This window comes from Rhodococcus sp. P3_B8, assembly GCF_056402775.1.
Genome location: NZ_JBFUGT010000007.1, coordinates 96,324 through 112,005, shown reverse-complemented (window position 1 = coordinate 112,005; position 15,682 = coordinate 96,324). Strand labels below are relative to the sequence as shown.

The 15,682-nt window shown below is 66.5% G+C and carries 5 protein-coding genes; 3 read left to right on the top strand and 2 right to left on the bottom strand.

Annotated elements, in window-relative coordinates; genetic code table 11:
- Nucleotides 1-174 precede the first annotated feature (174 nt).
- Nucleotides 175-1,443, top strand: coding sequence for a lipopolysaccharide biosynthesis protein (locus tag AC1D1G_RS05235; RefSeq protein WP_477951442.1), 1,269 nt, complete (start codon nt 175-177; stop codon nt 1,441-1,443).
- Nucleotides 1,444-1,449: 6 nt separating this feature from the next.
- On the opposite strand, the gene AC1D1G_RS05230 is transcribed toward AC1D1G_RS05235, so the two are convergent.
- Nucleotides 1,450-3,282 carry a DUF4012 domain-containing protein gene (locus AC1D1G_RS05230; protein ID WP_477951441.1) on the bottom strand — a complete coding sequence of 611 codons (1,833 nt, stop codon included), beginning with the start codon at nt 3,280-3,282 and terminating at the stop codon, nt 1,450-1,452.
- Nucleotides 3,283-3,695: 413 nt separating this feature from the next.
- Here AC1D1G_RS05230 and AC1D1G_RS05225 point away from each other — a divergent pair, with 413 nt between their 5' ends.
- A complete protein-coding gene (locus tag AC1D1G_RS05225; RefSeq protein ID WP_477951440.1) occupies nt 3,696-14,480 on the top strand; it encodes an amino acid adenylation domain-containing protein in 10,785 nt (3,594 codons plus the stop codon).
- A gap of 5 nt (nt 14,481-14,485) precedes the next feature.
- Here AC1D1G_RS05225 and AC1D1G_RS05220 read toward each other — a convergent pair whose 3' ends face one another.
- Nucleotides 14,486-14,797, bottom strand: a complete 312-nt coding sequence (locus AC1D1G_RS05220; protein ID WP_283351735.1) for a hypothetical protein — start codon at nt 14,795-14,797, stop codon at nt 14,486-14,488.
- 374 nt (nt 14,798-15,171) lie between these two features.
- Between AC1D1G_RS05220 and AC1D1G_RS05215 the strand changes: the two genes are divergently transcribed.
- On the top strand, nt 15,172-15,615 hold the full coding sequence (locus tag AC1D1G_RS05215) for an SPW repeat protein (protein ID WP_271213923.1): 444 nt from the start codon (nt 15,172-15,174) through the stop codon (nt 15,613-15,615).
- Nucleotides 15,616-15,682 lie beyond the last annotated feature (67 nt).

The window sequence follows — 15,682 nt, the reverse complement described above, 5'->3', positions numbered from 1 at the left end:
CGTGGGCTCCCGATTCGGCAGTGCGCGACGTTTCCGCATCGGCGATCGTGGAGGGCGTCGATACGACCGAGCGCTTCGACTCTCGCGAGTTGGTCGATGTGGGCAGACGACTCGGTAATGCCAGCGCGGCTTCGACGGACAGGATGCTCAGCGCGCTGCTCGAGGTCGGTTGAGGTGAAGGTGCTTGCCGACAGACGACTCGCCGTGCTGGTGGCCGGCCAGTACTCGCCACTGCTCGTTCAGTTGGTGACCGGCCCCATTCTGGCGCGCGCTCTCGGGCCCACCGACCGCGGCTACCTCGGTGTTGCCCTGATTCTCGTTGCGGTCATCCCGGTGTTTGCGTCGATCGGAACACCGGCCGCTGCGAGAAGACTTGTCGCGGAGGGATCCGACGTGGCGACCGCGAGGGCGGCGGCCGCGCGATCCAACCCGGTGATCTTCGTCGTGACGGTGGTCATGAGTGCTGTGGCGGTCTACATCTGGTTCAGTGGCCTCTCTCCCGGCGAAGTGGGTGCGATCTTCGTCCTGCTCGCGCTGTCGTATTTCGGCGCAGTGCGAATGACGATCCTCTCCCTGGCTGTGAGCGAGGGCAGTACGAACATCATCGCCAGGTATCAGATCGTCGGTGCGGGCCTGTCCGGACTCGGTATCTGCGGCCTGGCAGTTCTCGGCCGGATCGACATCGTCACCGTCTGCATCGTCTATATCGTGAGTCAGCTCGCTCAGTTCGCAGCCATTTTTCGGTACGGCAGGGGACCTCGTCGCCAGGACCGAAGAATCGATTGGACGTACGCGCTGAAGTCCCTCCCCGGACAGGTGTCGGATGTGCTGCTCATCCGGGTGGACCAGCTTCTGTGCTCACTGTTCCTCGGCGGGCATGCCACCGGCGTCTACGTGGTCGCGTTCAGCTATGCCTTCGTAGCGTTTCCCCTGGTTCACTCTGTCGGCTTGCGAATCAGCGGTGGGAAGCGGCGCGACGAACTCTTGACGAACTCTGTTCGGGTTCCCCTGTCGGTCTTGTCGGGGGCACTGTGCTTCGGCGTGGTGTGGAGCGGTGCCGCCGTCTGGGTGGTGCCCTTGCTGTTCGGGGGAGACTATGCCGAATCGGTTCCTCTGGCGGCAATACTCACCTTCGGGGTCGTTTTCTTCTCCTCGGCGACCGTGAACGTTCAGGCCGCCGTGTCACTCGGGCGGGCACATCTGATGAGCGTAATCGGCCTTGTCGCAGTGTTCCTGGAGGTCGTGGCCGTCATACTTCTGGGGAACGCCAGGACGGTGACGACGACGATGGCCGTCGTCGCTGTCCTGGCGTCCTGCGTCTACTACACGCTGTCTCTCCTGGTGCGGCAACGAAGCCTCCTCGGTGCGCGTAGCAGACCCTCGTCAGAGGGGGCCGCAGATGAATCCGCCCTGCCCGCCTCTCACAGTTCCGAACGGGGATGATCCCGTTCACCCTCCACAGTTCGGCACGCTGACGGTCACTTTCGGATCATCGATGAGCGGCTGGACCGGCACTCGCGCCGCACCCGGTGCAGTGGGCTCGTTCAGTTCGTATCGCAACTCGACGGTCGCGCCCTTCGGGATGGTGACGGGGACCGTGAAGATCGGGTGACCCAGCTCCTTTCCCTGGATGGCGAACGACTGCTTGCCATCGATGCTCGCCTTCGTCAGGGTCGCGCCGTTGGTGGACAGTAGCGACACCATGGCGAGGTTGGTGCCGTATGGCAGCGGCTTGTCCTTGAAAGTGCCTGCGACGATGCGCGGAAACTTGGTGTCCGGGGTGTTGTTGGTCAGCCGTACGGTAACGGCGGTCGCACGTGTGTCACCTGTGCAGTCGCCGGCGGTGTAGTCGATCTCGCGTTCGAGGTAGTAGTCCAGCTTGTTGCCGCCGTTGTTGTTGATCACGACGCCTGCGTACGGGGCGGGATCCTGGGGCACTGTGTATCCCAGCGTGGTGTCGGCGAGAATCGCCTGCTCTTCCGGATGCGCACTCCACACGGCGATGCGTCGCTCCCCGGCGGCCCTCCCGACCGCGTCGAGAAGTCGCTGGGGTGATTCGATCTTGCCGGTCATCTTCTCGACGACTTTCCCGGCGATGGTCTGCAGGTATTCCTTGCGGTCGGCGTTGTCGGCGTGGTAATTGGCCTCGTCGGTGATGAATCGGGTGTACGCGGTGGATTCGGTCAGTTCCACGACGTTTCCGGCATCGACAACCTCCCCATCGGGCAGGGTGACCGGGCCGACGGCGGCCAGGACGTAGCTCAGTGCCACAGGATCCGTTGCGATTGCTCCGTCCACCTGCTCACCCGACTCCTGCGCCCACATCGACTGCCAGATCCGGCCGGCGTACGGGAAGTGGGAGCTCAGGTTGCTGTTTCGGATGTCGACCGAGGGATTGTAGTTGCCGTACATGCTCTTGTAGTCGGGGCCGAGATCGAGAGGTCGCTTGTCGTAGGACACTTCGGTGTTCTTGCCGAGCTTCTCGATGCCCAGCTTTCCGTCGCTGGCGCGGATGACGCTGTAACCGCCGACGAGTCCGCCGGTGGCGCGTGCCTCCGCGTTGGTCTGAAACGCGAGGAAGTAGCTCCGCGGTCCGTCGAGGCCCAGCATGGCCGGAAGTACTTTGGCGCCGATCGTCGTGTTTTCCAAAAGTTTTGCCACGTCGTCGGTCTGATTCTGTAACTCGGTCCGCGCATCGTCCACCAGGCCGACGTATCCCGCGCCTCGAATGCCCTGTGCCTGAGTTGCCAGGTTCCGCGCTGCAGTCGATGTCTCCTGCAGCGCCGGGGCCGCGTCGCGCAGCGGCTGGAGTTGCACGCTGCCGCCCTCGCCGATCAGATCCCGGGGTGACAACGCGACGCCGACGTCGACCGCGGGTGTGAGAACGTCGCGAGTGAGCCCGACCACGACGTCGGACATCTGCTGCGCCGATTCGAACGGGGCTCCGACGCCGGGCACGGCTGCCAGGGAACTCCACGGGACCGAGTGCAGGTTGTCCTGTGCACCCTCCGCCCGTTCCCGGGCTTCGGCCGCCGCTCGCTGGGCGCCCTCCGTGTCGCCGTCGAGCAGTGAATCCTTCGCGAGCTGCGCGTTGTCCCGCGCGCCGGTGAGGTTGTGCTGGACCTGCCAGGCCGAGAAGCCGAACCATACGACGACGGCGACGGCGGCAACGCCCACACCGGTCAGTACGCGCCGGCGTACGGTCCATCGGCGCGGCGCCGTCGGCGCCTCAGCTGGTATCGAACCGTCGCTGTGGGAGTTGTTGGGCGACTTCGCGTCCATTCAGGTCTGCTCCTAGCTATCGAGGATAAGGTTTCTGGTCGCGTAGCTGAACTGCCAGTCGCGGGAGGAATGCGCAGGACTACTGCCGGTCGTGTCATGATGACGGTTTCCGCTGCCGCACTCCCGTTTTCTGCGAAGTTCGTGGACTTGCGCCAACCTGTCGTATCCTCCAGTGTCCGTGTCTGTTCCGGTTGTCAAAGAGTAAGGGTAAGCGTCGTCATGTTCCTGTTCGGTGGTGGCACGGGTACCCGAGCACGAGCGCTGCGCACGAGCTGGGACTGCGAGTAGGGTCACCGTAACGATTTCCTCTGCAACACCCATACGTATACGGCCCGCTTTCGGGCTGTTCGTCAAAGTTGTAGATCGGGGGACAGATAGTGGGCTCGGGGTTCCCGCGCAAGACTGCAGGTGACGTGGATTCACGTGCATTCCCGCTCTCGCATGCCCAAAAGGGACTGTGGTTCGCGCAGCAGTTGGAACCGAACGTCCCCATTCTCGTCGCGCAGTACGTCGAGCTGCGTGGGCCTGTGGACGTCGGAGCGTTGAAGTGGGCGTCCGAGCAGGGCTCGTTCGACATCGAGTCTCCTGGTGTTCGGATCGTCGACTACGCGGGTGAGCCGTACCAGTTGGCGGACGAGACGATCGACGACGAACTCGCCTACGTCGACCTGCGGTCCCGTGAAGATCCCGTGGCGGACGCGCATCGATGGATGGACGAGCGGCGACGCCGCCCCATGTCGGTGTACCGGGACCGGCTGATTTCGGCGACACTGCTGCACGTCGGCCGTGACCACTACTTCCTCACCACCTTCGCGCACCACCTGATCCTCGACGGCTACGGCGCCATGGTGCTGATGAACCGGGTGGCCGAGCTCTACACGCACGCGGTCGAGCGCACGGAAGCTCCTGCGTCGAAGGCCCTGCCGCTTCGCGAACTGTACGAGGCCGAGGACGCGTACCCGCGGTCCCGCCGTTTCGAGATCGACCGAGAGTATTGGGCCGAACGAACGGCGAACCTGCCCGAGCCCTCCCGTTTGACCGACCGGGAGAGCGCCCCGTCGGCCGTGTCGTTGCTCGCCAGCAAGGTGATGGATCCCGGCGTCGTCGACGAGCTGGAAGCACTCGCTCGAGAGTGGAATTCGTTCGAGGTACCGATCGTGGTCGCGGCGTTCGCCGCATTTCTCGCGCGGATGACGGGCAATTCGGATGTCGTGCTGAGTCTCCCGGTGTCTGCTCGCACGACCGCGGGCGCGCGCCGTTCGGGCGGCAGTGTGGCCAACATCGTTCCGCTCCGGATCGCGGTGGATGCGCACGGGACTACCCACGACCTGGTGCGCCGTGTCCAGCTGGAACTGACCGGTGCGCTGCGACATCAACGTTTCCGGTACGAAGACATCCTCCACGACATGCGGTCGACCTCCCGCGTCGGCCGCGGCTTCGGGCCGATGGTCAACATCATGATGTTCCACACCGAGACGTGGTGGGGTGAGGTACTCGGTGAATTGAACGTTCTCACTGCCGGCCCGGTCGACGACCTTGCGGTGGCGATCTATCCGGGTGCCGCCGGCCAGAACGTGCGCGTGGACTTCGAGGGCAACCCGGCGGTGTACGAACGAGACGAACTTGCGGGACACCACGAGAGATTTCTGGAGTATCTGGGCGGATTCGTCGGCGCGGATGCCGAGGCGGCGGTCGGCAGCCTGCCTTTGCTCACCGACGACGAACTCGAGGCGCTCGTGCCTCTCACCGGCCCTCCCTCGGTGTCTCCGCTCACCCTTCCGGACATGTTCGACCTGACAGTGGATTCCGACACGGTTGCCGTTCGCTGTGGCGATGTCGAGATGACCTACCGCGCTCTGCACGAGCGATCGAATCGGCTCGCGCGCAGACTGCTCGCGCAGGGTGTGGGCGTCGGCAACCGCGTTGCGTTGATGCTGCCCCGCTCGATCGAACAGGTGGTCGCGGTGTGGGCCGTCGCGCGTTGCGGTGCGGCGTTCGTTCCGGTGGACCCGGACTATCCGGCCGAACGCATCGCGCACATGATCGACGAATCAGGCGTCACCATCGCTGTCGCAACGGAACCGGAGGTGGTGCCTCCCGGTGTCGAGTGGGTGGATGTGGCCGATGCGCCGGGGAACGGCGCACCTGTCGCCGATGCTGAACTGGCACACCCGATCAGGCTGGACAACGCGGCGTATGTCATCTACACGTCCGGCTCGGTCGGGGCGCCTCGCGGTATCACCATGCCCCATCGGGGACTTGCGAATCACGCCGCCGCATTGCGTCGTCTCTACGCAGCAGATTCCCGCTCGCGAGTGCTGATGTGCGCGTCGCCCTCGTACGACGCCTCGATTCACGAGTTGCTGGTCGCGGTCACGGCGGGCGCGACGCTGGTGATCGCGCGGCCGCCGGTGCGCGGAGGGAAAGCGCTCGCCGAGCTGCTGCAGCGGGAGCGGATCACCCACTGGACCACCACACCGGCCGTCCCAGCGCAGATGGATCCGGCTGGATTGACCGATCTCGAGGTACTCGCCGTCGCGGGCGAGGTCTGCCCGCCGGAACTGGTGGCGCGGTGGGGTGTGGGGCGCACCGTGCTGAACCTGTACGGTCCGACGGAAGTGACCGTGTGGGCCACGGCCACCGACGCACTCGTCCCCGGTTCCCGCACCACGATCGGGCGACCGATCGAAGGTGTGTCCGCAGTGGTGTTGGACCGTTTCCTGCAGCCCGTGCCGGCCGGAGTGGTGGGCGAGTTGTACCTGTCCGGTCCGGGAGTGGGCCGCGGATACCTGGAGCGGCCGGGTGCGAGCGCGACTCGTTTCGTCGCCAATCCGTTCGCGACCGATCTGCGACGCATGTACCGGACGGGCGATCTCGTCCGGTGGTCGAAGGACCACGAGTTGGAATTCGTGGACCGGGCCGACGATCAGGTGAAGATCCGCGGATTCCGGGTCGAACTGGGCGAGATCACCGCAATCCTCGGTCGGCATCCGGGGGTCGACACGGCCATCGCCGTGGCACACGACCGGAACGGTGAGTTGGTGGTGGATGGTTACGTTCACGGCACCGGCCTGGATCCGGACGACGTTCTCGCCGGCGTGGCGGAGCGGCTGCCGGCGTACATGGTGCCCTCGACGGTCACGGTTCTCGATGCGGTGCCGCTCACCCCCAGCGGCAAGGTCGATCGATCTGCGTTGCCGATTCCCGCGCCGTATGAACGCGAATTGCGCTACTGGACAGAGCAGCTCAGGGGTCTGCCGAGTTCCCTGTCGTTGCCGGTGGACCACGAAGTCTCGGTGAACTCCGGGGCTCTCCCCGGTGTGGTTCCGTTCGCCGTGGGTCCCGCCGTGTGCCGGGATGTGCACCACCTGGCGGCCCGGCACGAGGTCTCGCTCTTCACGGTCGTGCACGCGGCCGTGGCCGTGTTGTCGTCCGTCGTGAGCGGTGAGGACGACCTCGCCGTCGGAGCGGTCCTGCCGGACTGCGCCGACGGACGGGACGGTCACGATTCCGACCCTCTGGTGCTGCGAAGCAGACTGGATCCACGTCTGACGTTCGAGGAGTTCCTGGTCGAAACCCATCGCGCCGAGCAGGCCGCACGCGCGCACGGTGCGGTCCCGTTCGCGCAGGTGGTCGATGCTGTCGGGCAGGAGCTTTCGCCGGATCGTCATCCGCTTTTCCAGGTGATGCTGTCGGTGGAAGCGGAGCCGGTGCGGGAGTTCGACGGCCTGGATCTGGTGGTATCGCTGCGCGGTCGGGTCGACGGCCACGGCGACCGGATCGAGGGGGTATTGCGTTACGCAGCATCTCGTTTCGGGCAACAGACCGTGGAGCAATGGACGCGGCGGCTGCACCGGCTCTTCGTGGTGGTCGCCGACAACCCCGGCGTTGCGCTGAGCTCGATCGACCTGCTGACGCCGAACGAGCGGGCCGGAGCCATCGGTGGAACGAGGGATTCAACGCACCGGGGCATGTCGTTGCCCGAGGTCTTTCTGCAACGAGTTGCCGACCGCCCGGACGCCGCAGCCGTCAGCTGCGGTGGGGAGGTGCTCTCCTATGCCGAGATCGACCGTCGCTCCGACCGGCTGGCGCGGACACTGGGAGCGTCCGGAATCGGAGATTCGAGCATTGTCGCTGTCGGACTGTCGAACTGGGTCGACAAGGTTGTTGCGCACATCGCCGTGCTGCGGGCGGGTGCAACCTGCCTGCCACTGAGTCCGGACCATCCCACCGAACGCATCCGGTACATGCTGGCCGACGTGGTGCCGACACTGCTGCTCATCAGTCGTGCCGATGCCGGAGCGATCCCGCACGGCGGATATCCGACAGTGCTGCTCGACGAGGTCGAGCTGAACAATGATGACGACCGCGACGTCACCGCGTCGAAGTCGGAACCGATTCACCCCGACCGCGTTGCCTTTGTGCTCTGCCCCGTGGGCTCGGAACCGGTCGCGGTGACCCACGCGAATGTGCTGGCATGGTCGGGCAACGACTGCGACGCCGTGGTGGCGGACATCTGGGATCCACTCGTCGATGGCGGGACGGTGGGGCGCGATCGACGGGACCGCGAGGCTGCGCAACCCGACGAGCTGGATGCCGGGTCCCGCATTTACGTGCTGGACCGGGCGTTGCGGCCCGTCCCGCCCGGCACGGTCGGGGAACTGTATGTGGGAGGGCAGCAGGTTGCCCGAGGATTCCACCGTCGGCCCGGGGGTACTGCCGAACGGTTCGTGGCCGACCCGTTCGTGCCCGAGGGTACGGAGGGAGCCGGGGGAGTACGGATGTACCGAACCGGGGACCGAGGGCGGTATCTCGACGGGCGACTGGAGCGGCTGCCGGGGACATCCGGAGACAGCAGCCTCGCCCGGTGGCAGCGGGCGTTGCGCGGCGTCGGGTCGTCGTCGCCGGTGCCGACCGACCGGGTAGTCGGGGGAGCCATCTCCCCGTCGGATTGCGTGCACGAGTTCGCGATCGGCTCCGATCGCCACGAGGCAGCCCTGCGGTTGGCGCGCGAGCAGAGCGTGACGCTGTTCACGGTGTTGCGGGCGACTCTCGCAATCCTGCTCGCACGCATCGGTGTTCACCGCGACATCGTCGTCGGCGGCAATGCGGGGCTGACACGAGATCGCGCCCACATGGTGGCGCTGCGGGCAAGCGTCACCCCGGACATGTCGTTCCTCGAGGTCCTCGAGCAGGTCCGCAGCTTCGATGTTGCGGCTTTCCAGGACGCGGACGTGCCGATCGAGGCCCTGGCCGACCTGCTCGGTGGCGAGCGACCGCAGGTGTCGCTGGCGCTCGCACCGACCTCGGAGAACCACACAACGCCGACGCCGTTCGATCTGGCCTTCACGTATTCGGAGCGCTGGTCGGATCACGACCCGGTCGGAGTGGACGGTGTCGTCACCTACACGCCGTCGCTGTTCGACGCCGCGACCGTTCGATCGCTGGCCGAGTTGTTCGTGGACGTGCTGGCCGTCGTCACCGACCGCCCCGAGATCGACGTGGGCAGCATCGGCCTCGCTGCCGGCGCAGTCCTCGACGGCGGCGAACCTTCCGAACCGAGAACCCTTTCCGAGATTCTGACCGGCACTGCCCGCAACTTCCCGACCGTGCCGGCGCTCTCCGACGGTGCCGTGACCCTCACCTACCGTGACCTCGACGCGCGATCCGATTCGTTGGCGCGGGTCCTGATCGACGCAGGTGCGCGGCCGGGCCGCGTGATCGCGCTCGCCCTGCCGCGGTCGGTGGATTTCATGATTGCGTTGTGGGCCATCACCAAGACCGGTGCTGCCTTCCTCCCGGTGGATCCGACACATCCGGCGGAGCGTCTGGAGAGGGTGCTGACCGAGGCCGACGTGTGTGTCGGCGTCGGGGAGATGTCGGTGGGCGGTTCGCGGATCGCGTGGCTGCCGGTCACCGCGGGCGAATATCTGAAAGATGTGGCTCCGGTGCATGTTCCGGTGCATCCGGACGAGGTGGCGTACGTCATCTACACGTCGGGTTCCACCGGTACGCCCAAGGGGGTGATGGTGCCCCACCGCGGCGTGTCCTCGCTGACCGAGGAAGCGGTGCGTCGGTACCGGGTCACGTCGGACTCGCGGGTGCTCCACGCCTACAACCCCACCTTCGACGCCGCGCTCCTCGAGGCGCTGCTCGCGTTCGGTTCGGGTGCCTGCCTGGTGGTCGCCCCCGCCGAGGTATATGCGGGACCGGATCTGCACCGAGTGCTCGTGGAACACCGGGTGAGCCATTATCTGTCGACGCCGGCAGTGCTGGCGTCTCTGAGCACGGACGGGCTCGAGCACATCGACGTCGTTGCGGTCGGCGGAGAGGCTCTGCATCCCGATCTTGCCGCGGCATGGAGCGACGGCCGGCGGATGCTCAATGCGTACGGGCCGACGGAGTCGACCGTCGTCGCCACCCTCGCCGCGGTCGAGCGCCACGTGACCATCGGTGGACCGATTACCGGCACCACCGGTCGGGTGCTCGACGACCGCTTGCGCCCGGTTCCCGTCGGTGCGATCGGCGAGCTGTATCTGTCCGGTTCCGGACTGGCGCGCGGCTACGTCGGTGATCCTGGGCGGACCGCGGTGCGGTTCGTTGCGGGTGCGGGTGGTACCCGCATGTACCGGACCGGCGACCTGGTGCATCGCCGCGCCGACGACAATCTGCAGTTCATCGCTCGAGTGGACCGGCAGGTGAAGATTCGTGGCGTCCGCATCGAACCGGGGGAGGTCGACGCGGTGATCACCCGGGTCGCCGACGTCGACGGTGCGATCACGGTGGCCCGGCCCAACGCGGCCGGTGCCGACGCATTGGTGTCGTATGTCGTGCCCCGCGGGTCCCTCGACGTCGAGTTGTTGCGCAAGAGACTCGAAGACGTGTTGCCGTCGTACCTGGTGCCTGCCGCAGTCGTGGTGCTCGACGCATTTCCTCTCAACCCCTCGGGCAAGATCGATGTGAAGGCGTTGCCGGCGCCGGTACTCGAGTCGAGGGTCTTCCGGGCACCCGTGTCGCCGGTGCAGGAGGCCGTTGTCGCCGTCTTCGCCGAGGTGCTCGCGGTGGAACAGGTCGGGCTCGACGACGAATTCTTCGCACTGGGCGGTAACTCGCTGATCGCGACGCAGGCGGCCGCCCGATTGGGTGAGGCGCTGAACGCGCACGTGCCGGTCCGGATGCTGTTCGAGGCGTCGACGGTGGAGGCGCTTGCCGAGCAGGTGTCTTCGGTGCTCGGCACGGGTAACCGCCCGGTCCTGTCGAGGCAGCCTCGGCCGGAACGCATCCCCTTGTCGCCGGCGCAGCAGCGGATGTGGTTCCTGAGCCGCTTCGACCCGGCATCCCCGGCCTACAACATGCCGCTGGCTGTGCGGTTGACCGGAGCGCTGAACGTGCCCGCGCTGCAGCAGGCGGTGCACGACGTGCTGGAACGGCACCAATCTCTCCGGACGGTGTTCCCGGAACACGAGGGCGAGCCGGTGCAGATCGTGGTGCCCGCAGAAACTGTGGAGTTGGATCTGTCCCCGACAATCGTCGCCGAAGACGCTGTCGACGCCCACGTACTCTCGGTCGTCGCACGAGGATTCGACGTCTCGGCGTCGGTCCCGATCCGTGGGCGACTGCTGCGGGTGAGCGACAACGAACTGATCCTGGTCGTGGTGGTGCACCACATCAGCGCGGACGGCTTCTCCATGGCGCCGCTGGCGCGGGATGTGGCGGCGGCGTACCTGGCGCGGTCGCGGGGCGAACGTCCCGGGTGGACACCGCTCGAGGTCCAGTATGTCGATTTCGCTTTGTGGCAGCGGGAGGTGCTGGGCGACGAAGGCGACCCGGAATCGCTGGCGGCGACGCAGATCGACTACTGGACGCGCAGACTCGCGGGGATACCCGAGTTCCTCGAGCTACCGACCGACCGCCCCCGGCCCGCGACGCGCACCAACCGGGGTGCCGTCGTCCCCGTGACCATCGGTGCCGACACGCATCGACGTCTCGGTGATATTGCACAACAACACAATACGACCCTGTTCATGGTGGTGCACGCCGCTCTGGCGGTGTTGCTGGCGCGCCTGACGGGGACCTCGGACATCGTGATCGGCACTCCGGTCGCTGGCCGTGGTGAACGGGTGCTCGACGACGTGGTCGGCATGTTCGTCAACACGCTGGTACTGCGTACCGAGGTGGATCCCGGCGCCTCCCTTCTCGACGTTCTGGACGAGGCGCGCGAGGCCGATCTCGGGGCGCTGGCCCACGCGGAGGTGCCGTTCGAGCGGCTGGTCGAGATTCTGAATCCGGCTCGTTCGCAATCGTATTCGTCGCTGTTCCAGGTCATGCTCGCATTTCAGAACCAGGCCGCGGCGGCGCTGGAACTGCCGGGACTGACCATCGCGCCGCTCGACATCGATGCGCAGGTCACCAAGTTCGATCTCGACTTCTCGCTCTCGGACAGCTACGACGCGAACGGTGACCCGGCCGGTGTCTCCGGGACGCTCACGTACTCCACCGAGTTGTTCGATTCAGAGACGGCGGATCGGTTCGCCAGCGGTTTGGTGCGCGTCGCGGAGGCTTTCGCAACGCAATCGGGAGGTCGGGTCTGCGAGCTGTCCCTGCTGGCGGACGACGAGACGGCCTGGATGCTGGACACGTGGAATTCGACGGACGTGGAGTTGGGAGCAGCGACGCTGGTCGATCTTCTCGATGCTCAGGTGGCCCGCGTCCCAGGTGCTGTTGCCGTGGTCTTCGAGGGCGATGCGTTGACGTACGGCGAGCTGGACTTGCGCGTCAACCGCCTGGCGAGGCTGCTCGTCGAGCGTGGAGTGGGCCCGGACTCCCTCGTGGCGCTTGCGTTCGAGCGCTCGCCGGACATGATCGTCGGAATGTGCGCCGTCCTCCGGGCCGGCGGTGGTTACGTGCCCCTCGACCCGGACCATCCGGCGGAGCGTATCGAGGACGTGCTGAGCTCCGCAGCAACGGATCTGGTGTTGACCACGTCGTGGACGCGCGCGTCCTTGCCTGCCGGTATCGCACGCGTCGACATCGACACCGTCGATCTGTCCGGGTTCGGTTCGCACCCGATCTGCGATGCCGACCGGGTGCGTCCGCTGCGGCCGCAGAACACCGCCTACGTTCTCTTCACGTCGGGATCGACGGGACGCCCCAAGGGCGTGACCGTCAGCCACGCGGCAATCGTGAATCAGTTGCGCTGGCTCGCCGAGGAGTACGCGATCACCGCCGACGACCGCGGAGTGCTCAAGGCTCCGTACACGTTCGATGTCTCGGTGTGGGAGATCTTCCTGCCCCTGATCGTGGGTGCCCAACTGGTGGTGACGCGGCCCGGCGGGCATCGCGACCTCGGTTATCTGGCGGCGGTCATCCGCGAGCACCGGATCACGATGATGCATTTCGTGCCGTCGGTCCTGGCCGCGTTCCTCGCGATCGGTGAGGGGGAGGCCCTGTCCTCGCTACGGCACCTCCATGTGGGCGGCGAGGAGGTGGCGTCCGAGCTCGCGGAGGACGTGATTGCTCTCCGTCCGGGCGCATTCCACAATACGTATGGTCCCACCGAGGCGGCGATCACCACGACAACCTTCAGGCTGGGCGAATCCGTGGATGCGCGAGTGCCGATCGGTGCGCCCGTGTGGAACACCCGGGCGTACGTGCTGGACGCACGGCTGAATCCGGTTCCGGTGGGTGTGGCCGGCGAGCTCTATCTCGGCGGCGACCAACTGGCCCGCGGTTATGTGGGACGCAGCGAGCTCACCGCGGAACGATTCGTAGCCGACCCCTTCGGCCGGGGAGGGGAACGCCTGTACCGCACGGGCGATCTCGTGAAATGGACCCGAACTGGTCAGCTGGTGTACCTGGGCCGAACGGACCTCCAGGTCAAGTTGCGTGGCCTGCGAATCGAACTTCGGGAGACCGAGTCGGTTCTGGAGGCGGCGGCGGGGGTGTCCCAGGCCGCCGTGGCGCTGGTCTCGGACGAGCGTGGCGGTGACCACCTCGTCGGTTACGTCGTGGCCGAACAGGGCCGGCGGATCGATCCCGACGCATTGGCGGCGTCTGCCCGAGAACGGCTACCCGCGTACATGGTGCCGTCACAATTCATGGTTCTGGACGAGCTGCCCCTGGCGTCGGCCGGGAAGCTGGACAGGCGTGCGCTTCCGAAGCCGCGGTTCGAACCCCGGGCGTTCCGCGCCCCGGTGACGGACACCGAGGTCGCGGTGGCCACCGCCTTCGCGGAGCTGCTGGGTGTCGAGAGGGTCGGCGCGGACGACAATTTCTTCGAGCTGGGCGGCAACTCTCTGCTGGCGGTCCGCGTGGTGAGTGCGCTCGAGGCGTCCACCGGTGTTGCGGTTCCGCTGCAGACGGTGATGACGGATCCGACCCCGAGTTCGATAGCGGCACGGTTGAGTTCGGCCGATCGGCACCGTGACGGGGCGCTCGATGTGCTCTTCCCCATCCGGTCGGCAGGGGAGGGGCGCCCACTGTTCTGCATTCACCCGATCGTGGGTCTCGCCTGGTGCTACACGGGTCTGACGTCCAGGATCGATCCCGTACGGCCGATCTACGGCCTTCAGTCGCCGGCGATCACAGGCGAGGACTCGCTGCCGGCGTCGATCGACGATCTCGCGGCGAGGTATGTGGAGGAGATCCGCAAGATCCAACCCCGCGGGCCCTATGAACTCCTGGGTTGGTCGCTCGGCGGAGTCCTCGCGCATGCAGTCGCGGTGCAACTCCAGGCTGCGGGTGACGAGGTGGCGACCGTCGTGATGCTCGACAGTTACGCGCAGCAGCCGGACCCGAGGGGCACCGAGATGCCGGTGAGCGCGGGTGACCTGCTGGCGGGACTCGGCGTCGAGGCGGACGTGCCTGCGGCCGTTGCGGACATGACACCCGACTCGGCGGTGGACCTACTGGCGGCGACGGGCGGCCCCACGGCCGTTCTCAGCCGCGACCAACTCCACAGGCTGATCGAGAGCGCCGCGCACAACTGCGCGCTGCTCGAGCGCCACACCCCGGGCGTCTTTCGAGGTGACGTCGCGTTCTTCACTGCCGGCCGGGACGATCCGACGGGATCCGCGGCGGCAGCGAGTTGGGAGCCCTACGTGACGGGCGCTGTCCGGAACCGCCTCGTCGACAGTGCGCATTGGCACATGACGTCACCTGGGGTGTTGAGGGTGGTCGGGTCGGCCCTGAGCGGCTGAGCCGGTCAGTACCGGGTCCGGAACGGCGTTCGGCGGCGTCGCCCGGTCCGTCGAGCCGACGGTCGGTCCCCGGTGGTCGAGAACGTCCAGACGGCGATGGCGACGGCCGCAACGGACAGCAGATCGGACACCGTGAGGCCGTGCGTGGCGTCGAACTCCCACAGCACTTGACCCTCGAGCGGGCCGTTGCCGAATATCCACAGCACGGCGGCAGCGACGGTGGCTGCGGCGGCCGCGCGGGAGGGTCGTGCAAGGCACAGTGTGGTCGCCGCAAACAACAGGTTCATGAACACGAGTGGATAGAAGGGCAGCGCCATCCCGTCATTCTTCCAAGCTGCAGCGGGACCGCACCCGGTGGGGCGCGGTCATGCGACCGTTCGGTCGGGAGGGTCGTTCTTACTCCTCGCGTCCTCTTTGGCGGGCAGTTCGTGCAGGTCTTTCTGCCGTATCGCTTTCCCGATGAGGATCGCGAGCGGCACCGACAGCGCTATCCACACCAACGCGACCCAGGCAATCCACCACACAATTCGAGTATGCCCGCCCCTGGACGCTTGCCCAAGGGCGCCGCGGTCCGTGGGGACTGGTCGGTAGCACAAACTCGCAAAAATTACCTGGTTATCGCTGGTTTGCCCTGTCAAGTTCGGGGCACCCCCTTCGGTAGGGATTGGTTCTCTTTTCAAGGAGGTGGGTGATGACGACACCAGGTATGTCGATCGAGCGACACCCTGATATCGCCGAGTTGCGGGCTCGCTACGACCGAGTCTCGGAACAGCCGATGACGCAGGTCACCGAAGGCCTGATGTTCATGGCGGGCCTCTACATGGCGGCGTCGCCGTGGATTATCGGGTTCGCGAGCCAGTCGGGCCTGGCGATGTGCAATCTGTTGTCGGGTGTTGCGGTGGCACTGCTTGCCGTCGGCTTCACGTCGGCCTACTCACGCACACACGGCATGGCGTTCGTCGCGCCGCTGCTGGGTCTGTGGATGATCGTCAGCCCGTGGCTGGTCGTCGGAGTAACCACCACGGCGGGAATGATCTGGTCGAACGTGATCTGCGGCATCGTCGTCTGTCTGCTGGGCCTGGGCATCACCGCCATGGGGATGGCGGACGGCGGAATGCGGATGAGGAGGAGGTAGTCGCGGCGCGTGCCTTCATGGGGATGGGGCACGAGTCACAAAAGCGCCCGCCGACTCGGTGGGCGCT